22 protein-coding genes and 2 pseudogenes are annotated in these 23,106 nt (G+C 66.8%); 9 read left to right on the top strand and 15 right to left on the bottom strand.

Features of this window, described 5'->3' with window-relative positions; all coding sequences use genetic code 11:
* The 5 genes from ATB1_RS03005 to ATB1_RS22245 all read right to left on the bottom strand — a co-directional run.
* A partial coding sequence (locus tag ATB1_RS03005) for a complex I subunit 5 family protein (protein ID WP_042662206.1) occupies window positions 1-1,310 on the bottom strand: 1,310 nt, incomplete at its 3' end.
* Entirely contained in the window at window positions 1,307-1,648 is a 342-nt protein-coding gene (locus ATB1_RS03000; RefSeq protein ID WP_004043872.1) for a sodium:proton antiporter, read from the bottom strand. The genes ATB1_RS03005 and ATB1_RS03000, both read right to left, overlap by 4 nt.
* Window positions 1,645-2,118: an MnhB domain-containing protein gene (locus tag ATB1_RS02995; RefSeq protein ID WP_042662205.1), complete on the bottom strand. Its 474-nt coding sequence runs from the start codon at window positions 2,116-2,118 to the stop codon at window positions 1,645-1,647. The genes ATB1_RS03000 and ATB1_RS02995 overlap by 4 nt, the downstream gene beginning before the upstream one ends.
* Window positions 2,115-4,520, bottom strand: a complete 2,406-nt coding sequence (gene mbhE / locus ATB1_RS02990; RefSeq protein WP_042662204.1) for a hydrogen gas-evolving membrane-bound hydrogenase subunit E — start codon at window positions 4,518-4,520, stop codon at window positions 2,115-2,117. The genes ATB1_RS02995 and mbhE overlap by 4 nt, the downstream gene beginning before the upstream one ends.
* Window positions 4,521-4,676: 156 nt before the next feature.
* Complete coding sequence (locus tag ATB1_RS22245) at window positions 4,677-4,850, bottom strand: hypothetical protein (RefSeq protein ID WP_198526027.1); 174 nt, start codon at window positions 4,848-4,850, stop codon at window positions 4,677-4,679.
* A gap of 144 nt (window positions 4,851-4,994) precedes the next feature.
* On the opposite strand from ATB1_RS22245, the gene ATB1_RS02985 reads away from it, so the two are divergent.
* From ATB1_RS02985 to ATB1_RS02965, 5 genes are all read left to right on the top strand, one after another.
* The gene (locus tag ATB1_RS02985; protein WP_042662203.1) at window positions 4,995-5,333 is read left to right on the top strand and encodes a winged helix-turn-helix domain-containing protein; all 339 of its coding nucleotides are present in this window, start codon (window positions 4,995-4,997) and stop codon (window positions 5,331-5,333) included.
* A 276-nt stretch (window positions 5,334-5,609) separates the two neighbouring features.
* The gene (locus tag ATB1_RS02980; protein ID WP_042662202.1) at window positions 5,610-6,011 is read left to right on the top strand and encodes a hypothetical protein; all 402 of its coding nucleotides are present in this window, start codon (window positions 5,610-5,612) and stop codon (window positions 6,009-6,011) included.
* Between the two features lie 166 nt (window positions 6,012-6,177).
* Complete coding sequence (hpt, locus tag ATB1_RS02975) at window positions 6,178-6,744, top strand: hypoxanthine/guanine phosphoribosyltransferase (RefSeq protein ID WP_004970945.1); 567 nt, start codon at window positions 6,178-6,180, stop codon at window positions 6,742-6,744.
* Window positions 6,745-6,844: 100 nt separating this feature from the next.
* A complete protein-coding gene (locus tag ATB1_RS02970; RefSeq protein WP_042662201.1) occupies window positions 6,845-7,528 on the top strand; it encodes a type 1 glutamine amidotransferase domain-containing protein in 684 nt (227 codons plus the stop codon).
* A 70-nt stretch (window positions 7,529-7,598) separates the two neighbouring features.
* Window positions 7,599-8,444 (top strand): HNH endonuclease, encoded by an 846-nt coding sequence (locus ATB1_RS02965; protein WP_042662200.1) that lies wholly within the window; start codon window positions 7,599-7,601, stop codon window positions 8,442-8,444.
* A 9-nt stretch (window positions 8,445-8,453) separates the two neighbouring features.
* On the opposite strand, the gene ATB1_RS02960 is transcribed toward ATB1_RS02965, so the two are convergent.
* Entirely contained in the window at window positions 8,454-8,753 is a 300-nt protein-coding gene (locus ATB1_RS02960; protein ID WP_042662199.1) for a transcriptional regulator, read from the bottom strand.
* Window positions 8,754-8,866: 113 nt separating this feature from the next.
* Here ATB1_RS02960 and ATB1_RS02955 point away from each other — a divergent pair, with 113 nt between their 5' ends.
* Window positions 8,867-9,835 (top strand): sugar phosphate nucleotidyltransferase, encoded by a 969-nt coding sequence (locus ATB1_RS02955; RefSeq protein WP_042662198.1) that lies wholly within the window; start codon window positions 8,867-8,869, stop codon window positions 9,833-9,835.
* Window positions 9,836-9,877: 42 nt separating this feature from the next.
* On the opposite strand, the gene ATB1_RS02950 is transcribed toward ATB1_RS02955, so the two are convergent.
* The 9 genes and pseudogenes from ATB1_RS02950 to purB form a co-directional block, all read right to left on the bottom strand.
* Window positions 9,878-10,588 carry a diphthine--ammonia ligase gene (locus tag ATB1_RS02950; RefSeq protein WP_042662197.1) on the bottom strand — a complete coding sequence of 237 codons (711 nt, stop codon included), beginning with the start codon at window positions 10,586-10,588 and terminating at the stop codon, window positions 9,878-9,880.
* A 93-nt stretch (window positions 10,589-10,681) separates the two neighbouring features.
* The gene (locus tag ATB1_RS02945; protein ID WP_042662196.1) at window positions 10,682-11,347 is read right to left on the bottom strand and encodes a hypothetical protein; all 666 of its coding nucleotides are present in this window, start codon (window positions 11,345-11,347) and stop codon (window positions 10,682-10,684) included.
* A gap of 71 nt (window positions 11,348-11,418) precedes the next feature.
* Window positions 11,419-12,372: a phosphoadenosine phosphosulfate reductase family protein gene (locus tag ATB1_RS02940; RefSeq protein WP_042662195.1), complete on the bottom strand. Its 954-nt coding sequence runs from the start codon at window positions 12,370-12,372 to the stop codon at window positions 11,419-11,421.
* Window positions 12,373-12,494: 122 nt separating this feature from the next.
* Window positions 12,495-13,472 (bottom strand): phosphoadenosine phosphosulfate reductase family protein, encoded by a 978-nt coding sequence (locus tag ATB1_RS02935; RefSeq protein WP_042662194.1) that lies wholly within the window; start codon window positions 13,470-13,472, stop codon window positions 12,495-12,497.
* A gap of 137 nt (window positions 13,473-13,609) precedes the next feature.
* Window positions 13,610-14,176 (bottom strand): hypothetical protein, encoded by a 567-nt coding sequence (locus tag ATB1_RS02930; protein WP_042662193.1) that lies wholly within the window; start codon window positions 14,174-14,176, stop codon window positions 13,610-13,612.
* Window positions 14,177-14,344: 168 nt separating this feature from the next.
* Window positions 14,345-14,689, bottom strand: a complete 345-nt coding sequence (locus tag ATB1_RS02925; protein WP_042662192.1) for a glutaredoxin — start codon at window positions 14,687-14,689, stop codon at window positions 14,345-14,347.
* Between the two features lie 80 nt (window positions 14,690-14,769).
* On the bottom strand, window positions 14,770-15,402 hold the full coding sequence (gene gfcR, locus ATB1_RS02920; RefSeq protein WP_042662191.1) for a transcriptional regulator GfcR: 633 nt from the start codon (window positions 15,400-15,402) through the stop codon (window positions 14,770-14,772).
* Entirely contained in the window at window positions 15,399-16,472 is a 1,074-nt protein-coding gene (locus ATB1_RS02915; protein WP_042662190.1) for a glucose 1-dehydrogenase, read from the bottom strand. The genes gfcR and ATB1_RS02915 overlap by 4 nt, the downstream gene beginning before the upstream one ends.
* A 327-nt stretch (window positions 16,473-16,799) precedes the next feature.
* Window positions 16,800-18,190 (bottom strand): annotated as a pseudogene (gene purB, locus ATB1_RS02910) (adenylosuccinate lyase).
* Between the two features lie 189 nt (window positions 18,191-18,379).
* On the opposite strand from purB, the gene purH reads away from it, so the two are divergent.
* From purH to folP, 3 genes and pseudogenes are all read left to right on the top strand, one after another.
* Window positions 18,380-19,957: a bifunctional phosphoribosylaminoimidazolecarboxamide formyltransferase/IMP cyclohydrolase gene (gene purH, locus ATB1_RS02905; protein WP_042662207.1), complete on the top strand. Its 1,578-nt coding sequence runs from the start codon at window positions 18,380-18,382 to the stop codon at window positions 19,955-19,957.
* Between the two features lie 196 nt (window positions 19,958-20,153).
* A complete protein-coding gene (locus tag ATB1_RS02900) occupies window positions 20,154-20,579 on the top strand; it encodes a universal stress protein (protein WP_042662189.1) in 426 nt (141 codons plus the stop codon).
* Window positions 20,580-20,711: 132 nt separating this feature from the next.
* A pseudogene (gene folP / locus ATB1_RS02895) lies at window positions 20,712-23,106 on the top strand (dihydropteroate synthase); the annotation flags it as partial.

The raw sequence follows: 23,106 nt of genomic DNA, 5'->3' as shown, positions 1-23,106 counted from the left end.
CCCGCGGCGAACGCCTCCGCGGCCGCTTGGAAGACGAGGTACTTCCCGAAGAAGCCCGACAGCGGCGGGACGCCGATGAGCGTCAGCGCGCCGAGGAGGAAGCCGGCGGCGAGCACGGGCGCTCTGTCGGCGAGGCCGCCGAGGTCGGAGAGGCGGTCGCTGCCGACGACGTCCTTGAGCGTGCCGCTCGCGAGGAACAGCAGGCTCTTGGCGATACCGTGGTTGAACGCGTAGACGAGCGCGGCGGTCACGCCGAGCGCCCGAACCGCCTCGGACGGCGCGGTCGCGGCCACCGCCAGCGGGAGGACGATGAAGCCCACCTGACTGATAGAGGAGTACGCGAGGATGCCGTCCACGTCGTCGCGGCCGACCGCGCCGATGCCGCCGAGGACGATGCTGACCGCGGCCATGGCGAACATGACCGGGCCGAAGAAGCCGAGGAACGACTCCCCGGTGATGCCGAGGAAGGTGAGGTCGATGGACGCCGCGGCGAAGACAGTGAAGTAGAGCCGGACGATGGCGTAGACGCCGACCTTCTTCACGACGCCGGCGAGCATCGCGGTCACCGGCGACGGCGCGGCGCGGTAGGCCGCGGGCACCCAGAACTGGAAGGGCGCGAGGCCGGCCTTCAGCGCGAACACCGAGAACAGCACCGCCGACAGGCCGAGCGTCGGCAGGAGTTCGATGTCGTAGGCGGCCGGTTCGGCCAGTCGCCGGGCGATGTCGGCCATGTTGAGCGTCCCGGTCGTGCTGTAGAGACCGCCGATGGCGACGAGCATCACCGCGCTCCCGATGAGGTTGAGCACGACGTAGTTGAGCGCCGCGCGGGTGTGCTCGCGGCCGGAGTAAAACAGCACGAGGATGTAGCTCGACATGAGCATCACCTCGAACCAGACGAACAGGTTGAAGACGTCGCCGGTGAGGAACGAGCCGGTGACGCCGACCACCATGAAGTGGAACAGCGTGTGGTAGCTGAGGCGCTGGCCGAACGAGCCGACCGACGCGACGGAGTAACCGAGCGCCAGGAGCGACACGAAGCCGGTGAGCGCCAGCATGAACACCGACAGGGCGTCGGCGACGAGCGTGATGCCGAACGGCGCGGCCCAGTTCGAGACCTGATAGACGAGCGTGGTCGACTCGCCGCCGAGCGGCAGGACCACGGCGTCGAACAGGGCGGCGACGGCGACGAGGTAGGCGACGCCGCCGAGCAGGCTGACCGTCCGTTGGAGTATGTCGCTCGGGCGCGTGAGCAGCGTCAGAATCGCCGTCACGAGCGCCACGAGGAGCGGTGCGATGACGACCGTGCTCATCTGCTCCCTCCGAGTTCGTACATGTCGATTGTGCCGTGTTCCTCGTACACCCGGTAGGTCAGGACGAGCGCGAGCGCCGTCGTCCCGAAGCCGATGACGATGGCGGTGAGGACGAGCGCCTGCACGATGGGGTCCGAGGGTGCCGGACCGCTCGCGCCGTGGCCCGAGAGGATGGGCGCGAGTCCGTCGAACCCACCCATGGTGACGAGGTAGACGTTGGCCGATTGGCTGATGATGCTGATACCCCAGACGACGCGAACCACGTCGCGTCGGAGCACGAGGTACGTGCCGATACTGAACAGGACGCCGAGCGTGGCGGCGAGGAAGAACTGGGTCATTCGTTACCGACCTCCGCGACGATGGTGAGCAGTCCGCCGACGACGGCGAAGAAGACGCCGAGGTCGAAGGCGAACGCGCTCGCGACTTCGAGTTCGCCGTAGATGGGCAGGTGCTCCACGAAGAGCACGCCCTGCGTCAGGAACGGCGCGCCGAACGCGAGCGGGGCGAGGCTGGACGCCACGGCGATTGCGAGGCCGAGCGAGGCCATCCAGCGGTAGGTCTCGACGAGTCGGTGTCGCTCCGAGCCGTCGGGTTTGATGGCGAGCACCTCCCGCTGGATGAACTCCAGCCCGAAGATGATGTAGACGAGCGCGAACGCGGCCGCCGCGAGGACGGCCCCGATGAAGCCGCCGCCGGGGAGGTTGTGCCCGCGGAACAACAGCGCGATAGCCGTCACGAGGATGATGGGGACGACGATGCGCGCGACGGTCCGCGAGATGACGGTCGTCCGACCGGACGAGCCGTTCACTGGCCCTCACCCCGCGTCCGCATGCGAATCAGCGTCAGGATGGCGAGCGACGCCATCACGACGACCGAAATCTCGCCCATGGTGTCGAATCCGCGGAAGTCGACGAGGATGACGTTGACGATGTTCGATCCGCCGCCGTAGTCCGCGAAGAACGGCCCGTGTTCCGCCGGGACGCCGGCCCGAGACACGAAGAACTCCTGTAGCAGCGGGTCTGGGGAGGCGTCCGTCGAGAGCAGGACGGTGAGGAACACCGTCCCGCCGACGGCGAGCGACAGCAGGCCGTCGCGGACGGAGACGAGTCGGTCCGGCGCGTCGCCGTAGAACGCCGGCAGGCGGTCCAAGACGAGCAGGAAGATGACCAACACGAGCGTCTCGACGACCAGTTGGGTCAACGCGAGGTCGGGCGCGTCCGCGAGGATGTAGAAGATTGCGACCATGAAGCCGACGATAGACAGCGTCAGGACGCCCGCCACGTGCGACGGCGCGACGTCGACCGCAAAGGCGGCGACGAGCGCGACGAGGAGCACGAGCACGATGGGAATCGAGACGCTGAGTTCGCTGAACCCGGGCAGGGCGACGCCCGCGGCCGCGTAGCCGCCGAGCGCGAGCGCGACGAAGCCGAAGAGGCCCCACGTCGCGTAGGTGCGCAGGAGGCCGGTCTGAATCTTCGGCGTGACGGCGACGCTCGTCGTCGTCAGTCCCTCGACGAAGTTGTCGTACCACCAGTTCGCGCGGACGGGGCCGCGCAGCGCCGCGTTGATGGCGTCGTGGATGCGGTCGTAGAACGGGAAGGCGGCCGCACCGACGACGATGGTGACGATGCTCATGATCACGTACGGAGTGAGTTCGGTCGGGAAGTGGACCGAAAAGGAGTGCGCCTCGCCGGGGACGACGCTCCCGTACACGTCGCCGATGAGCCCCTCGATGAAGAGGTTCGGCTGGGCGGAGATGGCGAGGACGAGCGCGCCGAGAATCGCCGGCGGGACGAGCATCGCCACCGGCGGGCGGTGGACGTGGCCCAGTCCGTCGGGTTCGTCGCCGAAGAACAGCGAGGCGAACTTGATGGAGTAGAGGAACGTGAAGACGCTCCCGAACACCGCGACGACCGGGAAGACCCACGCGATGCCGCCCATGTGCTCGGCGGCGTAGTACGTCGACTCGAACAGCAGTTCCTTCGAGTAGAAGCCGTTGAACGGCGGGAACCCGGCCATCGACAGCGACGCGACGACTGCGATGACGGCCGTCACGGGCAGGTGTTTCCGGAGCCCGCCGAGGCGCTCTATGTTCCGCGTGCCGGCCTCGTGGGCGATGATGCCCGCGACCATGAACAGCGCGGCCTTGAAGCTCGCGTGGTTCAGGATGTGGAACGCGCCGGCCTCCGCGCCGTAGCTGTTGGCGAAGCCGAAGCCGGCGATGATGAGGCCGAGGTGCGAGGCCGTCGAGTACGCGAGCAGCTCCTTGATGTCGGTCGCGCTCACCGCGAGCATGGCCGCGACGGTCATCGTCAGCAGGCCGAGCACGGCGAAGACGAGCGTCCACTCGCCGAGCACCGCTGCGTCCTCGGGGAGGAAAAGCGGGCGGAATCGGCCGACGAGGTAGACGCCGGCTTTGACCATCGTCGCGGAGTGGAGGAACGCCGAGACCGGCGTCGGAGCCTCCATCGCGTTGGGAAGCCACACGTGGAACGGGACCTGCGCGGACTTCGTCGCCGCGCCGAGGCCGACGAGGACGAGCACGGGGACGAGCAGACCGGAGGCCGTCAGGACCTCGCGAATCGCGTCCGCGTGTTCGACCAAAAGCGGGATGCTGTAGGTCGTCCCCTCGATGGCCGTCGTCTGGCCGGACGCCCAGACGAGAAGCAGGAAGCCGACCAGCATGAACAGGCCGCCGGAGACGGTGATGAGCATCGACTTCCGGGCGGCGTACTGGGAGGCCTCCTCGCCGGTGTAGTGGCCGATGAGGATGAACGACGAGAGGCTCGTCAGCTCCCAGAAGACGAACAGGGCGACGAGGTCGCCCGCGAGGGCGACGCCGAGCATCGAGCCCATGAACGCCAACAGGGTCGCGTAGTATTTCGCCTGGCCCGGCTCGCCGTGCATGTATCCTCCGGAGTACGTGAGGATGAGCACGCCGACCCCGCTGGCGAGGAAGGCGATGAGAAGCGCCAACCCGTCTACGTGAAACGCCAGCGAGATTCCGAGCGAGGGAATCCAGTCGAACGGCACGGTTCCGTGCGCCCCCGCGAGATACTGGTCCGTCACGAGGCCGAGCGTGACCAGCGCGACGGCGGCCGCGAAGTACGCCGTGCGCTCACCCAAGAGCCGGTAGACTACCGGGGTGAACGCCGCGGCGAGAAACGGCAAGAAGACGACCGCGAGGACGACTTCCGGTGTGGGTTGCACGGGGGAAATTGCGGGAAGCGCCGACTTAGGTGTTGTCAAACCCGTTGGTTGTCCGGCGTCGAAACGGGACGCCCGGTCGGTTTATTCGCTGATTTCTCAACTTCATGATTTTCTACTGAGGGCGAAATTTATATTCTCGGACGACGATACTACGTCTTAGAGCACAGTCACCCCTTCGAGAATATTCGTCGCGCCGGCGGGATTCGTCCGCGCGGCCCGATCGGCGCTGTGCTCACGCGTCGCGGCGCCCGTCTCACCGACGAGCGCACGCGACTCCACCGCGTCGTCCGTGAGGGAGGCGGTCGCGCTGTCAGCCGTCTTCGTCCGCACGCGAGGTGTCCAATCAGAGATACTTGTCATAGTTTCTGGAGTCCCCGGTTCGGCCCTCTCTCACCCCGCTGGCCCGCCCTGAAAGCGGTCACCGTCTCGGGGGCGCAACTACTTTATACGCGGGTTCGGAGGCTTTCATCAGAGATGGACGGACGTGCATCGAGCGACGAACTCTTGGATATACTCGGAGACACCGAGTCCCGGGCACTGCTCGTGGCGCTCCGCCGCGAGCCCCGCACCGCCAAGGAGCTCGGTGAGACGCTCGACCTCTCGCTTCCGACCGTGTACCGACGGCTCGACCGGCTGTGCGAGTGCGGTCTCGTCAGTTCGACGACCGAGGTCCGCGACGACGGCACGCACCGCCGCCGCTACGACTGCGACTTCGACGAGACGGTCGTCTCGCTTTCGGTCGAGGGGTTCCGGGCCGAGGTCCGCTTGACTCCCACGTTATCGAGCGAGCGAACCGAGCCCGGAGCCGACTGACGGCCGACCGTCCGCCGGCGTCTGCGCCCGTCCCTGTCACGTCCTTCGCAGCCCGTCGATCCCCGCTTCGCTGTCGTGTCTCGTTCTCCGAATCGGGTGTCAAACGGCGTCCTACCCGTCCTGAGGCCGGTTTTTCAGCGAGAGAAACTACACCTCTACATTTATAGCAACAACTGACAATCTGAGATTCATGATACGTCCAGGCGCGCGCTCCGGGCAGGGAGACGCGCAGCGTCAGGGCAGGGGGGGAAACGAATGATAATCGACCCGTCACGGATGGCATCCGTCAACGGACCGGGACCCGACAGCGAGGTCGCGATGGACGCGCTCCGGGGGACTGCGAAGGGGGCAGTCTCGCTGGTCGCCGTCTACGGTGCGACGGCGTTCGACCTGTTTCACGTCGGTGAAACGGTCCGTGAGGACTTCAAAAGCCGCGAGGAACTCGTGGCGCATCTGAGTTCGCTCGCCGAGGAGACTCGGCGCGAGTTCATGGAACGCGGGCTGTTTTCCGGGCTGAGTCCGGTACAGAACAGCGTCGAGTACCGCTTCGAGGAACGCGACGGCTACGGCGTGTTGCAGGTCTACTGCGGCGGCCGCGGCATGCTGCTTTTCGTCGACCCCGACGAGAGCGTCGAGCCGCTCGTGAAGACCGCGTCACAGCTTCTCGGCGGGATGTAACCGACTCTCCGGAGCGCCGCGCTCCGGACCGAGAATCAGGCCGGGCCGAGAGCGGCCGCGCTCGTCGGCGTCTCCTCCACGAGAGGAGATACCGTACGGCGTGGGTCGGCGTGTCCGAGAGCCTTCGAACCGCCACATTTTATGCCTAACCGGGGAAACGAGCGCCATGGACCAGTTGCGGCAGTCCCTTCTCGACGCGCCGATCATCGAAAAAGGAGACTACGAGTACTTCGTTCATCCCATCAGCGACGGCGTTCCGATGCTGAAGCCGGGGCTCCTCCGCGAGATCGTCATCAAGATCATCCGCAAGGCGAACCTCGAAAACGTCGACAAAATCGTCACGCCGGCGGCGATGGGCATCCACATCTCGACGGCCGTCTCGCTGATGACGGACATCCCGCTCGTCGTCATCCGCAAGCGCGAGTACGGTCTCGACGGCGAGGTGTCGCTCCACCAGCAGACGGGCTACTCCGAGGGCGACATGTTCATCAACGACGTCAACGAGGGCGACCGCGTGCTCGTCCTCGACGACGTGCTCTCGACCGGCGGCACGATGAAGGCCGTCCTCGACGCCCTCGACCACATCGGCGCGGACGTCGTCGACACCGTCGCCATCATCAAGAAGGCCGGCCCGAACGAGCTCGACGACTCGGAACACCACGTCAAGACGCTCATCAACGTGACCGTCGAAGACGGCGAAGTCGTCATCGTCGACGAGCACGGCGACGACTGACCCGACACCGACGCGGCCGCGGCGTCATCGCCGCGTCGCGTTCGCCCGCGGATTTCCGCCTCCGCGGGGCCTTTTTGTGACCGGGCCGTACCGGGGAGCGATGACATCGGCGCTTTTCATCGTCAGCGAAGACGGCTACTGGGGCGAAGAGTGCATCGAGCCGCTTACGAGCTTGACCGACGCCGGCGTGGACGTGACCGTTGCGACGCCGACGGGCGGCGTGCCGGTCGTCGACGAGCGCTCTGTCGACCCCGACGAGGTCGGCGAGGAACTCGCCGAGCGCGTCGTCGAGGTCCACGAGAACGACGAGCGACTCCAGAACCCGGAGCCGATCGCGCGGGTCGACGCCGACGAGTACGACGCCGTGGTGTTCCCCGGCGGCCACGGGACCGCGTGGGACGTCAATCAGGACCGACACGCCCGGCAGGCGCTCCTGCAGGCTGTCGCCGGCGACGGCTCGAAGGCGCTCGTCGTCTGCCACGCCGTCGGCATCCTCGGGTTCACCCGCGAGGCCGACGGCTCGTTCCTCGTCGAGGGGCGCGAGGTCACCGGCTTCCCCAACGAGTGGGAGGAGGGCATCGTCGACGACGACGACCTGATGCCCGACGGTCGGAAGCTTCCCTACTGGGTCGAAGACGAGGTGAAGGCCGCCGGCGGCGTCTGGGACGCCGAACTCGACAGCGACACGAGCGTCACCGTCGACGGCGACCTCATCACCGCGCGCGGCCCCGGCTCGTCGGCCGCGGCGGCCCAGACGCTGTTGGACGAGTTAGACGCGAACTAGTCGGTTCCGTCCGGGCGGCACCACCCGTCGCGGGAGAACGTTTTTTCGTCGGTCGGTCGTCGGAACTGCTGTGGAACTCGCAGCGCTCTCGCTCGAACCCGGCGAACGGTTGAGCGGGTCAGAACTCACCTCGCGGTTCGACCGCGGAATGACGGGACGAGGCATCGAAATCTGTTACGACGACGACGACCAGCGGTATCTCCGTCTCTTTTCGAGCGACACCGGACCGTACGGTGACGACGTGACCGGCGGCGAGTTCACGTACATCGGAGAGGGACGGACCGGTGACCAGACGCTCACCGGCGGAAACAAGTTTCTGGCGCGGGCGAAACGCCACCCGTTACCGATATTCTTCTTCCATCGGGAGTCGGGGGAGGCCGACTGGGAGTACCAAGGTCAAGTCGAAGTCGTCGATTACGCGTGCGGACCGTTCGAAGGCGACGACAGGGACGTCTATCGATTCGTGCTTCGCCGCCGTCACGAAACGCGGGACCGAGTCGACGACGAGGAAGCCGCCGCGGACCTCGCGCCCGCGGAACGCACCGAGACGACGCGGAGCCGAATCATTCGGAACACGGCGCTCGCAACCGAGTTGAAGGCGCGGTACTCCCACACGTGCCAGGTCTGTGGAGAGCGCCGTCGCCGGGGTGTTCACGACGGATACGCCGAGGCGCATCACCTCAGACCGCTCGGTCGGCCCCACGACGGCCCGGACGTCGAGGCGAACCTCCTCGTCCTCTGTCCCGACCACCACGCGGATTTCGACTACGGCATGATAGCGGTCGACCCCGAGACGCACGCTATCTCTCACGCCTACGAGCGCGAGTTAGACGGCGCTTCGCTCTCTGTCCGCGAGGACCACGACCTCGGTTCCGCGTTTCTCGACTACCACAACCGAACCATCGCGTCGTTTTGACCGCGCTCGCTACTCGATTTTGAACACGGCCTCTTCGATGCTTTCGCTTCGGCACTCCGGACACCGCGAGGGGTAGTTCACGGGGTCGTCGAAGGCGGTGAAGCCGCAGTGGTTGCACTCCGGCGGCGCGACGAGGAACTGCTCGCCGTCCTCCCCGTGGACCGTTCGGGCGACGTGTTGGAGGTGGCCGTACACCGACGACACCGAGACGCCGACGCTCGCCGAGAGTTCGGAGGCCGTCGCGGGGTCGTCGCGGAGGGCGTCGGCGATGCGCTGGCGGGCCGTCGTGTCGGACTCCCGGGCTGTCATATCGCTGGGTTGGGAGTCGAAGGGAAAATCCCTTGCGCCGTCTCCCGCCGAGAAATGTCAGCAAGATAGAGAGGATGCAAAAAGGCCTTGTCCACGTGGCGGGATTTGAGGATATGAAGGCAGTCGTCCTTGCCGGTGGGTACGCGACGCGTCTGTGGCCGATTACCAAACACCGACCCAAGATGTTCTTACCCGTCGGTGACCAGACGGTCATCGACACCATCTTTGAAGACCTGGAGGCCGACGACCGGGTCTCGGAGGTGTTCGTGAGCACGAACGAGCGCTTCGCCGGCGCGTTCGAGGAGTACATCGACGAGTCGCCGTTCGAAAAGCCGACGCTGTCGGTCGAAGACACGAGCGAAGAAGACGAGAAGTTCGGCGTCGTGGGTGCGCTCGCCCAACTCATCGACCGCGAGGAGGTCGACGAGGACCTCGTCGTCATCGCGGGCGACAACCTCATCAGCTTCGACGTGGCCGACTTCGTGGACTTCTTCTACGAGAAGAACGCGCCGTGTCTCGCCGCCTACGACGTGGGCGACAAAGAGCTCGCGAAGGCCTACGGCCTCGTCGAACTCGACGGCGACCGCGTCATCAACTTCCAAGAAAAGCCCGAAGACCCGAAGAGCACGCTCGTCTCCATCGCCTGCTACGCCATCCCGGCGGGCGACCTCCCCAAGTTCGACGAGTATCTCTCCGGCGACAACAACCCCGACGAGCCCGGCTGGTTCATGCAGTGGCTCCAGCAGAACGGCGACCTGTTCGCCTACACGTTCGACGAGGCGTGGTTCGACATCGGCACGCCCCAGAGCTACCTCGACGCCGTGGCGTGGTACCTCGGCGGCGAGAACTTCATCCACGAGTCAGCGACGCTCACGAACACGGAGGTCGGCACCAACGTCCACGTCATGGCCGACGCGGTCGTCGAGGACTCCGTTCTCGAAGAGTCCGTGGTCTTCCCCGGCGCGGTCATCCGAAACGCGGAGCTCAAGAACTCCATCGTCGACGAGGAGACCCACATCGATAGCCTCGACCTCTCGAACGCCCTCATCGGGGCGCACTCGCGGTTGACGAACGAGCAGTAACGCCGACCCGCGGTTCGAGCCGCGGACGCGGGTTCTTGTTTCTCAGCCGAGGTACGCGTCGGTGATGCGGAGCCGGCCGTGGGTCCCCTCCCACTCCGTCTCGTACTCCAGTTCGATGGGCCGGTCCATGTGTGGTCCGTCGGTGACGAGCGTCTCGAACTCGCCGCCCTCGCCGAGGATGTGGACGCCGTACCGCTCGTTGAGCGCCTCCAGTTCGTCGAGCGCGTCGGCGTCGAGCGTCCGGCCGAGCCACGACTCGTCGAGGCCGTGGGCCGCGACCTGAATGATCGTGATTTCGAAGCCCGCCGCGAGCATGGCGTCGCCGAGTTCGCGGGGGTCTTCCTGCCACAACGGAGCGAACAGGTCGATATCGAGGCGGTCGCACATCGCCTGAATCCGGTCGGTCTGGAACTCGCTTTCGATGGCGCCGGCGGTGACGCCCGCGAGGTCTATCTCGGACTGGAGCTCCGACAGCGCCGCTTCGAGCGGTTCGAGCTCGGCGTCGCCCTGCGCGCCGGAGTCGTCGGCGTCGGTCGCTTCGAGGTCGCCGGGGTGGACCTCCACGAGTTCGATGCCGGTGCTCTCGGCGGCGAGCGCGGCGAGGTCGGTCGCCGGGACGTGGTACATGTACGAGTCGTCGCTTGGGTGGACGGTCAGGAGACGGGAGACGTTGAGTCCTTCTTCGAGCGCGCGGTAAAGCGCCCACGAGGAGTCCTTTCCGCCGGAAAAGAGACTGACCCACTCGGCTGTCATTGGAGGCGATAGCGCGTTGGGGAAGATAGGCGCTACGGTGTGAGCATCAAGATGACGGGAGCGTCGGCGGCGCAACGGGAGAGGTGCGAGCGCCTACGATACCAAGCGTCCGGCGTAGTAACAACAGAGCGCGCCGGCCGCGGCGAGCCAGACGCGAGGAAAGACTGTTGCGCCGTCCATCCCTCCGCGACCCGTGTGGCCAGCGTATCGGGCGTACCCGCCGTCGTATGCGATGATGGCGTTCGTCTCTTCCCAACGCGCCATCCCCGCGAGGTCGTGGCCCGACCGGACCGACCCCGATTCGGCGACTCGCTCCACCGCGCTCGGGAAGCGCCACGCGGGTGTCGACGCGAGTTCGAGCGCGGTGGCGTTCGAGACCGGCGCGAGGTCGACCCGGACCGTGTCGTTCTCGTACCGCGTGATATTCGGCCGGTAGAACGGACCGTCTCGGTCCCGCAACACTACCAGACGATGCTCCGAATCGAACGCGTAGCTGGCCCTGTACGTCGCGTCTGAGACGACCCGTGGGCCGTCAGCGCTGACGGTCTCGGCGAGGTCGCAGGTATCGGCACACGCGGCAGTCGAGTCGGCCACACCTACGACCTCGGCGAGATGTTCGTCGCTCGGCGTGACCTGTTCGGCCCTGTACTCGTACGTCCAGAGGATTGACCCCCACGGCGCGAAGACAGCCGCGGCGACCAGTATGACGCCGACGAGACCGACGATGGTGGGCCAGAAATCGGGAGGTGAGCGGGACACGCGTGCACGTCCCGCTCGCAATCATATTAGATCTTCTACAACAGTGGGCAACGGCTATCGTCAGACCCTGTTCACATGTAGCCCAAATCCCGGAGCCGACCCATCAGGTCCTCTTTGTCCTGCGCGCGCCCCTCGCGTTCCGCGCTCGCGCCGAGGTCCTGCACCCACGCGGGGCGGTCGTCGGACTTCGCGGAGCCGGACTCGGTGCCGAGCGAGCGGTAGCCCTCGAAGTACTTCGGCGAGACGGGGAGGTCGGCGGGCTCGACGCCCTCGGGGAGGTCGTCGACGGTCGCGGGGACGTGGCCCGCGGGATAGCCCTCGACCGAGTCGGGGACGATGTAGTTCCAGAACGCCGCCCACACGTCGGCCTCTTCGAACTGGAGGATGGAGTGGACGCGGTCGTGCGGCGGGTACTTCTCGGAGTCGTGACGGGGGCTGAAGAACGTCTCGTCGGCGCGAGACTCCTGTTCGTCCCAGCGGACGCCGGAGAAGACGCCGTCGAAGCCGCGGTTCTCGATGGCGTCGTTGAGCGCGACGGTCTTCAACAGGTGGTTGCCCTCGAAGGAGTCGGCGTCGAGGACGACGGTCTCGCCCTCGTAGCCGAGGCGGGCGAGTTCGCGGCGGGTGTCGTCGCCGAGGTCCGCGAGGGGAATCTCGTCGCCGGGCGACGCGCCGAGGCGCGCGAACTCCTCGTTGCGGGCGACGACGAGGTCGAGGCCCCAGCGGTCGGCCCACTCGCGGACGAACGCCTCGGTCTCGTCGAAGTGCTCGAAGTGGTCGATGAAGACGACCGGCGGCACGGGGACGCCCATGTCGGCGGCGACCTCGCGGACGACGTAGAGGACGAGCGTGGAGTCCTTCCCGCCGGTCCACATGACGGCCGGGCACTCGTACTGTTCGAGGGCGGTCGCGGTCACCGCGGCCGCCTTTTCGAGTTTGTCCGCCAGCGTCGGGTAGTCCGCGGCGGTCTCCTCGCGGCCGTCGTCGTAGTCGACGTCGAGGTAGTCGGGGAACGTGTGAACCATACAACAGGAATCGCTCGCAGAGAATATCGCTGTTTCCGCTGTGGGACGGTCGCAGTCGCTCTCGAAGCGGGGCCGCGAAAAAGTGGCCGCGACGCGGCGTTCGCGTCAGGTGTCGGCCGTCGTCACATGTAGCCGAGGTCGCGCAGGCGCTCCATCAGGTCCTCTTTGTCCTGGGCGCGGCCCGCGCGCTCGGTCGTGTTCTCCATGTCCTGCAGCCACGCCGGTTCCTCGGCGGACTTGTCGGTCGAGACCTCGCTGCCGAGACTCCGGAAGCCGGCGAAGTACTTCGGCGAGACGGGCACGTCCTCCTGCGTGACGCCCTCGGGGAGGTCGGTGTCGCTCGTCGGGACGTAGCCGTCCTCGGGGTAGTTCTCGACGGTGTCGGGGACCGCGAAGTACCAGAAGGCGTCCCAGACGGCGCTCTCTTCGAACTGGAGGATGGGTTGAATGCGGTCGTGCGGGGGGTAGATGTCGGGGTCGTGACGGGGGCTGAAGAACGTCTCGTCGGCGCGGGCCTCCTGTTCGTCCCAGCGGACGCCGGAGATGACGCCGTCGATGTCGTACTCTTCGAGCGTGTCGTTGAGCGCGACGGTCTTCAGCAGGTGGTTGCCGACGTAGGTGTCGAGCAGGAACGGGAACGTGTCCTCCTCGTATTCGAGGATGTTACGGATGTGGTGCTGGTTGTGCTCCGAGAGTTCGGAAACCGGGATGTCGTCGCCGGGTTCGAGGCCGTTTTCGTCGACGTACGCGCCGACGTCCTCGTTGCGCGCCCAGATGACGTCGAGGTCCCACTCGTCGGCCCAGTGCTTGACGAAGTCCATGATTTCGTCGAAGTGCTGGTAGTGGTCGATGAAGACCGCCGGCGGGACTTCGAGGTCGTAGCGCTCTGCAACCTCCTTGATGAAGTAGAGCGTGAGCGTCGAGTCCTTGCCACCGGTCCACATCACGGCGGGGTTCTCGTACTGTTCGAGGCCCTGCTTCGTGACCTCGATGGCCTTCTCGATTTTGTCCTCGATACTCGGGTAGTCCTCCGGCGTCTCTCCCTCACCGTCGGTGTAGTCGACGTCGAGGTAGTCCGGGAAGGCTTCGGCTTCCGACATGGTGTGTAATTACATCTAATTAGGACGTGTAAATGCTTTTTGCCCGAGAAGTCGTGTGGGGCGCGATACCACCGAACACGATTTGGGCCGCTGGCTCACGTGGGTCGGCGGTGACGGGATTGGAAGATACGACGCGTTTAGGAGATGAACTTGTTGTCGCGCCAGTTGATTCCGCTGTCCGAGGAGCCGTTCTGCTGCGGGTTCTCGACGACTTCGACTGAGGCGGCACGCACCTCGCCCTCGACGATGCGCGTCGCCTGCAGTTCGTCGCCCTCCTCGGTGATGGCGGTCAGCGTCCCCTTCTCCGAGAGCATCGCAATCTCGCGGAGGACGAGGAACATCGGGTACTGGAGCGCCGTGTTCTGGAGCACGGTTTCGAGGTCGCCTTTGAAGCAGGCGAACTCGACGAGTTCGGAGGGAATCTCCTCTTCTTCTTCGTCCCCCCAACTGGGCGCGCCGGCGCGGGGCGGCTCTTCTTCGTAGACGCGGTTTTCCGTCACGCTCGCTTTCAACTGAGCCGTCGGCGTGTACTTGCTGAGGTTGTCGTCGGCGGAGACGGCTTTGATGATGAGTGTGTTGTTTCGGCGGGTGATGTCTACGTTCTCGACCTCAGGCGGCAGCTCTGGGTCGTTTTCGAAGTAGTCCATCACGTCTTCGAGTGGCAGTTCCAACGTCGAATGGAGTCGATATACGCGGCCTGACATTGTTGGCTTCGGTATCGACGAGAGCCACGGTGCGGGCGCACCCGGATGGCGATACCTGTGTGCATGTACGAGTTCGAGGCTTATATGGCCTCCCCTTCTCGGTAGGCGAGAGATAAGAAGTCGGTGTCGGGCCGCAGTCCGGCGGTCTGCCGGAGTCGTTTCCGGCGGTCAGTTCGCGCCGGTCAGCGTCGCTTCGAGTTCGCCGCGCTCGTCGAGTTCTTCGAGGATGTCGCTGCCGCCGACGAACTCGCCGTCGACGAACGTCTGGGGGATGGTCTCCCAGTCGCTTTTCTCCTTGAGCGCCTCGCGGTAGTGCGGGAGCGCGGGCAGTACGTCGACGGTCTCGAACTCGTCGACGTACTGGGAGATGAGGTCGACCGCCTTCGCCGAGTAGCCGCACTGCGGCATCAGGCGGTTGCCCTTCATGAACAGAACGACGTGGTTGTTCCCGACCGCCTCGTCGACGCGGGTCTGTACTTCCTCCGGGTCCAAGCTCTCCGGTTGGAACGTCATGCACCCAGATAACGGCCGGGCGGACAAAGGAGTTGCGTCGCGGTCAAACGGGTACCGCCCGTACCGACCGAGCCCCCGACTTACTGCTCGCCGACGCGGACGACGTTGATGAGCGAGTGGACGGGGACGCCGTCTATCTCTTCGACGCCCTGCTTGTCGACGATGACCACGCACGCGAGCGGTTCGCCGCCCTCGGAGCGGATGGCGTCGATGGTCTCGCGGAGGGTCGTGCCGCTCGTCACCGTGTCGTCGACGATGAAGCACTTGCGGCCCTCGACGGGCGAGAAGTTCCGGGAGAAGCCGCCGCCGAGGTCTTCGAGGTCGCCTTCGTCCCACTGGTGTTTCGCGGGCGAGTACGCGCCGAGCGTCGTTTCGAGTTCGCGCGAGACGGAGGTAGCGAGGGGGACGCCCGCCTTCTCGATGCCGACGGTCACGTCGGCCTCGCCGTTCGTCTCCATGAGCAGGTCGGCGAGCGCGCGCCCGACGTAGGTGAGGCGCTTGCCGCCGCTGCCGATGGCGTTCCAGTCGACGTGGATGTCGTCGGGGCCTTCGGGTTCCGCCTTTGGTTCGGGTTCGGTCGCCGCGCCGCTTCGTTCGACAAGCCAGCTGGCGGTCTCGCGGGAGACGTTCAACTCGTCGGCAATCTCGCCTTTCGAGAGGCCGCGGTCCGCGAGCTCAGCCGCGCTGGCGATGAGGTCGTCGACGTTCTTCATACAGTACCGAATTCGATGGCGGTTTTTATAGTGGTGTCGTCGTCTTCGAATGCTGCTTCGAACTCCGAAAGCGGGTAGACGCCGGTGACCAACTCGCGGAGGAACCACCGCGGGAGCTTGGTGAACGTCACGGTCGCGGCCTCGAAGTGCTTGACGTGGGAGTTGACGCTGCCGACGAGCGCCTTGTTGTGGAGCACCATCTCGCGGTGGAACGCCCCGGCGTCGACCTCGAACTCCCAGTCGCTCGGGACGCCGAGGAGCGCGGCCACGCCGTTGGGCGCGAGCGCCTGCACCGACTGGATGGCGTGTTTGGGGAAGCCGGTCGCCTCGTAGATGAAGTCCATGCCCTCGTGTGCGCTCGGAATCTCCTCGACCGGGGTCTCGCGGGAGTCGACGTACGTCGCGCCGAGTCTCTCCATGATGTCGATAGTCGGGTCCGGTCGGTCGCGCCGGCCGAGGCAGTAGAGGCTCTCGTAGCCCTTGTCGTCGGCCTTCAGCATGGCGAGCGTCAGGAGCCCGAGGCTCCCGTTGCCGAGGACGAGCGCCGACGAGGGGTTCCAGTCGAACGCGGACCGACTCGCGTAGGCGTGCTCGCGCGCCTTCTCGGTGATGGAGATGGGTTCGATGAGGAAGCCGAGGTCGGCCTGCGAGCGCGGGATGCGAACGAGGTAGTTCGAGGGGCTGGTGAAGTACTCGGACATGAAGCCGTGCGCGCCGACGATGCCGCGTTCGGCGTACATCCCGTCGGGGGCCATGTCGGGTTGGTCTTTCTCGAAGTACTCGTTTGTCCCCGAGGCCGGCGGGCGGCGGACCGTCGGCACGACGACGTCGCCTTCCTCCAGTTCGGTGTCGTTCGGGTCGACGACGACGCCGACCGCCTCGTGGCCGAGCACGAGGTGGTCTTCGCCCTCGGGGAACCCGCCGTGGCCGCCGGCGATGACCTCGTGGTCCGTCCCGTCCACGCCGACCCGAAGCGTCCGGACGAGCGCCTCCCCGGCGTCGGGTTCCGGTCGCGGCTTCTCGATGACGACCGGTTTGTCTTCCCCGCGCTCGACGGCGATTGCTTTCATACACCCACCAACGTACCACCCCACCAAAAGACTTATTCTATGATGAGTAAATAATTCATCCACGGTGAGCGCCCAGCGTCGTCACACCAGCCCATGACGCACCGCACCGCGCGGACCAGCCTGTCCAGCCCAACCGTGCCGGCGCTCTCCGAACCCGTGTCCGAACCGCGCCGAGGCCGATATCCCGTGCCCGTCGGCCTCTGAGGCGGTTTCGGTTTTCTCCTGACGGTCGCTCCGCTCAGCGGCGCGTTCGGCTGACTCGGAAAAGAGCGCGTGTCGATTCGGCGGGATTCGGCGGAAGGACGCCCCGGCGGCCCGGCCGACCCCTCAGTTGTCGATGTCGTCGACGAGTTCGTCCGCGAGGCCGACGTACGTCGCGGGCGTGAGCGCGAGCAGTTCCTCGCGGGTCTCCTCGTCCACGTCGAGGTCCGCAAACAGGTCGTGGAAGTCGTCGAGCGTCACCTCGCGGCCGCGGGTGAGCTCCTTCACCCGCTCGTAGGCCTGCGTGTCGCCCTCGCGGCGGAGAATCGTCTGGACGGCCTCGCCGATGATGGCCGGCGTGTCGTCGAGTTCGTCGCGCATGACCTGCTCGTTCGGGACGACCTTGCCGAGGCCGGTCTGGGTCTTCTTGTAGCCGATGAGGCAGTGGGCGAACGCCGCGCCGATGTTTCGCTTGACCGTGGAGTCGGAGAGGTCCCGCTGGAGGCGCGAGGTCGTCACGTAGTCGGCGAGGAACGTCAGGTCGGCGTTGGCCTTCGAGAGGTTGCCCTCGGAGTTCTCGAAGTCGATGGGGTTGACCTTGTGCGGCATCGTCGACGAGCCGGTTTCGCCCTCGACGGCCTCCTGTCCGAGGTAGCGGTCGGAGACGTACAGCCACGCGTCGCGGTCGAGGTCGACGAGCACGTTGTTGACGCCGCGGACGGCGTCGAACAGCGCCGCGAGGTCGTCGCAGGGGTTGACCTGCGTGGCGAGCGCGGTGTGGTCGAGGCCGAGCGACCCGACGAACTCGCGGGAGAACGCCCGCCAGTCAACGTCGGGGTAGGCGGCGACGTGGGCCGCGTAGACGCCCGACGCGCCCGCGAGTTTGCCGGCAAGGTCGTCGGTCGCGGCCTCGACGCGGGCGAGCGTCCGCCGAGGCGGGCGGCGTAGACGGCCATCTCCTTGCCGAACGTCGTCGGCGTCGCGGGCTGACCGTGAGTCCGCGCGAGCATGGGCACGTCGCGGAACTCCCGCGCGAGCGAGACGAGTTCGTCCCGCGTGTCGCGGAGTTCGGGCACGAGCACCTCCTCGACCGCGCCTTTCACCATGAGGCGCTGGGCGAGGTTGTTCACGTCCTCGGAGGTGAGCCCGAAGTGAATCCACGGGTGAACCGGCTCGTCGGTCTCGGTGCGGATGAAGTACTCGACGGCCTTCACGTCGTGGTTCGTCGCCGAGAATCCCGCCGCGCCCTCGACTTCGAGCCGTTTCACGAGGTCGGCGTCGTCGGCGTCGAACTCCTCGTAGAGCGCCCGGAGGTCGGCGCGCTCGGCCTCGGAGAACGAAAGCGGCGTCGCGTCGAGGTCGGCGAGCGCGAGGAGGTACTCTACTTCGACCTCCACGCGGGCGCGCATGAGCGCGGCCTCGCTGACGTGCGGCGCGAGAGGTGCGGTTCGAGAGGCGTATCGCCCGTCGAGCGGGGACACCGCGTACAGCGGGTCGTGCCGGTCGGCGTCGGTCATGTCTGAGTCGTCACGATGGGGGACGTTAAACGCCGGGGGTTCGTCGCCGCCGCGATTCCGGGAATTACGCACGAGTATGCGTACTCAACGCCCATCTCCGGCCCCGGTCGGTTCTATATATACACAATTGAGTATATGTCGGCGACGCGGACCGCAACCACTTTGAGGGCCGCGAGTCGCCATCCTCACATGGTCACCATCGCCGGTCTCGCGAGCAACCGCGGACGAAACCTTCGCAACGTCGCCGACCGCGCCCCCGGCGGGGCGGAACTCGGCGTCGTCGTCTCGAACCGCGCCGACGCGCCCGTCGTCGACTGGGCTGACGAACACGGCATCCCCAGCGAGGTCGTCGAACGCGGCGACGACGAATCCCGCGAGTCCCACGAGGAGCGCATCCTCGACGCCCTCGCGGACTACGACTTCGACCTCGTCTGTCTCGACGGCTACATGCGCGTGCTCACCTCGACGTTCCTCGACGCCGCGCCGACGACGCTCAACGTCCACCCGTCGCTGCTCCCCGCGTTCCCCGGCATGGACGCCCACGAGCAGGTCCTCGACGCCGGCGTCAAGACGACCGGCTGTACGGTCCACGTCGTCAGCGAGGAGGTCGACGCCGGCCCCATCGTCACGCAGGAAGCCGTCCCGGTGTACACCGACGACGACGCGGACGACCTCAAATCGCGCGTCCTCTACGACGCCGAGTTCAAGGCCTACCCCCGCGCGGTCCGCTGGTTCGCCGAGGACCGCGTGACGGTCGAAGACGATTCGGTCACCGTCGAGGGCGACGTGGACGCCGGCCTCCCCGAGCGCCGCGTCACCTCGGAGGACCGCTACGACGAACTCCGCTACGGCGAGAACCCCCATCAGGACGCCGCCGTCTACGTGGACGAGACGTGCGACGAGGCGTCGGTCGTCGGCGCGCCCCAGCTCAACGAGGGCGCGAAGGGGCTTTCGTACAACAACTACAACGACGCCGACGGCGCGCTGAACATCATCAAGGAGTTCGACGAGCCCGCCGCGGCGGTCATCAAGCACACGAACCCCGCCGGCTGCGCCACCGCCGACACCCTCGCGGAGGCCTACGCCGACGCCCTCGCCACGGACCCGATGAGCGCCTTCGGCGGCATCGTCGCGCTCAACCGCGAGTGCGACGCCGAGACGGCGGAACTCATCATCGACTCGTTCAAGGAAGTCGTCGTCGCGCCCGGCTACACCGACGACGCGCTCGACGTGTTGACGGAGAAGAAAAATCTGCGCGTCCTCGATGTTGGCGAACTCGGCGACCGGACCGAGACCTACACCGAGAAGGCGCTCGTCGGCGGCCGACTCGTTCAGGAGCGCGACCTCTGGACGCCGACGCTCGACGACCTCGAAGTCGTCACCGAGACGGAGCCGACCGACGAGCAGTTAGAGACGATGCTGTTCGCGTGGAAGGTCCTGAAGCACGTGAAGTCCAACGGCATCCTCTTCGCCAAGGGCACCGAGACGGTCGGCGTCGGCATGGGGCAGGTCTCCCGCGTCGACGCGGTCGAACTCGCGGCGATGAAGGCCGAGGAACACGCCGAGGGCAAGAACGCGCAGGGAGCCGTCATGGCCTCCGACGCGTTCTTCCCGTTCCCGGACGGCGTGGAGAAGGCGGCCGACGCGGGCATCGAGGCGGTCATCCAGCCCGGCGGCTCGGTGAACGACGAGGAGGTCATCGAGGCCTGCGACGAGCGCGGGATTGCGATGGTCTTCACCGGTCAGCGGTGCTTTAGGCACGACTGAGCGAAGCGAAAGAGAGCCTAAAGCTCGAAGCACGACCGGAGGGAGCGCTTCGGTGCTTCCGTCACGATTAGTGACGGACACGGTGCTTCCGCCACGACTGAGCGTCTGCAACTCACTTATAGACGCCTCACGACCCGTTCCCACGACCTAACACCGACGGTGTCCCTTCAAGTGTCGGCGAGGCGAACACAGAGGTATGTACGAACACATCCTAGTGCCGACCGACGGGAGCGAGGGGACGATGCAGGCCATCGAGCACGCGCTCGAACTCGCCGGGGCGGAGTCGACGGTTCACGTGCTGTCGGTCGTCGACCAGCGGGTGTACCTCGCCGCCGGCGGCGACCAACAGGACGCGGTCATCCAGTCGCTCCGCGACGACGCGGTACAGGCGGTCGAGATGTGCGCCGAGAAGTGCGAGGGGAAAGCGCCGACGAAGACCGCGATTCGAGACGGCGTCCCCCACCGCGTCATCCTCGACTACGCCGACGAACACGGCGTCGACGTGGTCGTGATGGGGACCCACGGGCGGACCGGCCGCGACAAACTCACGTCGCTCGGGAGCGTCACCGAGCGCGTCATCGAGAACGCCAAGCGTCCCGTGCTCGTCGTCCACATCGACTGAGTTTGACGCGTCGGCGCGCCCGCGGCGCGTCGTCGCGACCCGCCGCGGTCGAAGCACGCCGGAGGCCGGCGTCGTGTCGCAGGAGTGACGTCGAGCGTTAGGCCTAAGCCCACCGTCCGGTTTCTCACGCGTATGGAGTACCACGAGGCGGTGAACTTCCTTTTCGACCTCCGGCGGTTTCAGGTCAAGCCGGGGACCGAGTCGATTCGGCGGTTGCTCTCTCACCTCGGCAACCCCCACGAAGACGTGTCGTTCGTGCAGGTCGCGGGGTCGAACGGCAAAGGAAGCACCGCCCGGATGGCCGACGCGATGCTGCGCGAGTCGGGCGCGCACGTCGGCCTCTACACCTCGCCGCACTTCGACGACGTGCGGGAGCGAATCCGCGTCGACGGCCGGAAGGTTCCGAAGTCCGCGCTGTCGGCGTTCGTGGCCGAAGCCAAGCCGTACCTCGTCGAGCGGGCCGCCGACGGCGAGCCGCTGACCTTCTTCGAGACCGTGACCGCCCTCGCGCTGTGGTACTTCGACCGCGCGGGCGTCGACGTGGCGGTGCTCGAAGTCGGCATGGGCGGCGAACTCGACGCGACGAGCGCCGTCGACCCGGTCGCCAGCGCCGTCACCAACGTCTCGCTCGAACACACCGCCGTCCTCGGCGACACCGTCGCGGAAATCGCGAAGACGAAAGCCGCCGTCGCGCCCGCCGACGCGCCGCTCGTGACCGGGGCGACCGGCGAGGCACTATCGGTCATCCGCGAGGAGGCCGGCGACGTGCTGACCGTCGGCGACGCCGACTCAGACGCCGACGTTCGCGCCACCTACGGCGGCCGCGTCAACCATCAGGAGGCCGCCGTCACCGTCGAGACCGACGCCGAGACGCTCGACGTTCGCATCCCGCTTTTGGGCGCGTATCAGGCGCGAAACGCCGGTATCGCCGTGTCGCTCGCCCGGCAGGTCCGCCCCGACATCAGCGAGGAGGCGATTCACCGCGGCCTCCGAAACGCCCACTGGCCGGGTCGGTTCGAGGTCATGGGCACGGAGCCGACGGTCGTCCTCGACGGCGCGCACAACCCCGACGCCTGCGCGCAGGTCGCCACCGTCCTCGACGAGTTCGATTACGACGACCTCCACCTCGTCTACGGCGCGATGCACGACAAGGACCACAGCGAGATGGTCGGGGCGCTCCCGGAGGTCGCGTCCGTCGTCACCTGCAAGGCCGACATCTCGCGCGGCGAAGACCCCGAGATTCTCGTCGTCCGTCTTCGGGCGACTCGATGGCCCCGAAGTCGAGACCGGCGGCGCGGTCGCCTCGGCGCTCGACCGGGCGCGCGCCCGTGCCGACTCCGACGACTGCGTGCTCGTCGTCGGCTCGCTGTACGTCGTCGCCGAGGCTCGCACGACGTGGACGCGGGCGGTCGTCCCGAAGGCCCACCGCACTCTCGACGACGCCCGCCGGACCCTCGACCGCGCGAACGTCGCCGACGCCGCCGACCGGAGCGAGCGCGCGAAGCGGGCGGTCAACCGAACGGTCCACACCCGTGTCCAGCGCCGACAGGCCCGAGTGCTCCGCGAGGAACTGCTGTCCGTCGGCGGCGACTGCGCCATCTCGGGCCACGAGTTCGGCGGCGAACTCGTCGACGTGGTCCTGACCGGGACGCTCGACCAGTTCGAGCGACTGACGGCGGCCCTCGAAGCCCGCCCGTACGCGCTCGCGGGCGTCGCAGCTGAGATTCGAGAGGCGCTCGGCGCGGACAATGGTGGCGAAGGCGACGAGGACGGCGCGAACGGCGGCGACGCCGGTGACTACCCGTGGGACGACGGCACGGCCGTCATGGGTATCCTGAACGTGACGCCGAACAGCTTCCACGACGGAGGGGAGTTCTACGACATCGACGACGCCGTCGAACAGGCGCAGACGATGGTCGACGCCGGGGTAGACATCATCGACGTGGGCGGCGAGAGCACCCGTCCCGGCGCGGACGAGGTCCCCGTCGACGAGGAGATTCGCCGCGTCGCGCCCGTCATCGAGGCCATCGCCGACCTCGACGTGCTCGTCTCCGTTGACACGCGCAAGGCGGCCGTCGGCGAGGCCGCCCTCGACGCCGGCGCGGACATTCTCAACGACGTGACCGGTCTCGAAGACCCCGAAATGCGCTTCCTCGCGGCCGAGCGCGACGCGCCGGTCATCGTGATGCACAGCATCGACGCGCCGGTCGACCCGGACCGCGAGGTCGACTACGACGACGTGGTCGAGGACGTTATCGACGAACTGACCGAACTGGTGTTACTCGCCGAGAAGGCGGGCATCCCGCGGCGGAACCTCATCGTCGACCCCGGTCTCGGCTTCGGGAAGTCGAAGGCCGAGAACTTCGAACTCCTCGGACGCGCCGACGAGTTCGCCGCGCTCGGCTGCCCGATTCTCGTCGGCCACTCCCACAAGTCGATGTTCTCGCTCGTCGGCGAGAGGCCGGGCGACAACCTCGCGGCGACCGTCGCGGGCACGGCCATCGCCGCCGACCGCGGGGCCGACATC

Source organism: Haloferax sp. ATB1, assembly GCF_000730175.1.
Note: the sequence above shows the minus strand (reverse complement) of the source record. Positions and strands in the feature narration are given on the sequence as shown.

Excerpts from the sequence above, each read along its gene's own strand:
- ATB1_RS03000 (WP_004043872.1), bottom strand. The coding sequence starts at position 1,648 with ATGACCCAGTTCTTCCTCGCCGCCACGCTCGGCGTCCTGTTCAGTATC.
- ATB1_RS02985 (WP_042662203.1), top strand. The coding sequence starts at position 4,995 with ATGGACGGACGTGCATCGAGCGACGAACTCTTGGATATACTCGGAGAC.
- ATB1_RS02980 (WP_042662202.1), top strand. The coding sequence starts at position 5,610 with ATGGCATCCGTCAACGGACCGGGACCCGACAGCGAGGTCGCGATGGAC.
- hpt (WP_004970945.1), top strand. The coding sequence starts at position 6,178 with ATGGACCAGTTGCGGCAGTCCCTTCTCGACGCGCCGATCATCGAAAAA.
- ATB1_RS02970 (WP_042662201.1), top strand. The coding sequence starts at position 6,845 with ATGACATCGGCGCTTTTCATCGTCAGCGAAGACGGCTACTGGGGCGAA.
- ATB1_RS02960 (WP_042662199.1), bottom strand. The coding sequence starts at position 8,753 with ATGACAGCCCGGGAGTCCGACACGACGGCCCGCCAGCGCATCGCCGAC.
- ATB1_RS02955 (WP_042662198.1), top strand. The coding sequence starts at position 8,867 with ATGAAGGCAGTCGTCCTTGCCGGTGGGTACGCGACGCGTCTGTGGCCG.
- ATB1_RS02950 (WP_042662197.1), bottom strand. The coding sequence starts at position 10,588 with ATGACAGCCGAGTGGGTCAGTCTCTTTTCCGGCGGAAAGGACTCCTCG.
- ATB1_RS02940 (WP_042662195.1), bottom strand. The coding sequence starts at position 12,372 with ATGGTTCACACGTTCCCCGACTACCTCGACGTCGACTACGACGACGGC.
- ATB1_RS02935 (WP_042662194.1), bottom strand. The coding sequence starts at position 13,472 with ATGTCGGAAGCCGAAGCCTTCCCGGACTACCTCGACGTCGACTACACC.
- ATB1_RS02930 (WP_042662193.1), bottom strand. The coding sequence starts at position 14,176 with ATGTCAGGCCGCGTATATCGACTCCATTCGACGTTGGAACTGCCACTC.
- ATB1_RS02925 (WP_042662192.1), bottom strand. The coding sequence starts at position 14,689 with ATGACGTTCCAACCGGAGAGCTTGGACCCGGAGGAAGTACAGACCCGC.
- gfcR (WP_042662191.1), bottom strand. The coding sequence starts at position 15,402 with ATGAAGAACGTCGACGACCTCATCGCCAGCGCGGCTGAGCTCGCGGAC.
- ATB1_RS02915 (WP_042662190.1), bottom strand. The coding sequence starts at position 16,472 with ATGAAAGCAATCGCCGTCGAGCGCGGGGAAGACAAACCGGTCGTCATC.
- purH (WP_042662207.1), top strand. The coding sequence starts at position 18,380 with ATGGTCACCATCGCCGGTCTCGCGAGCAACCGCGGACGAAACCTTCGC.
- ATB1_RS02900 (WP_042662189.1), top strand. The coding sequence starts at position 20,154 with ATGTACGAACACATCCTAGTGCCGACCGACGGGAGCGAGGGGACGATG.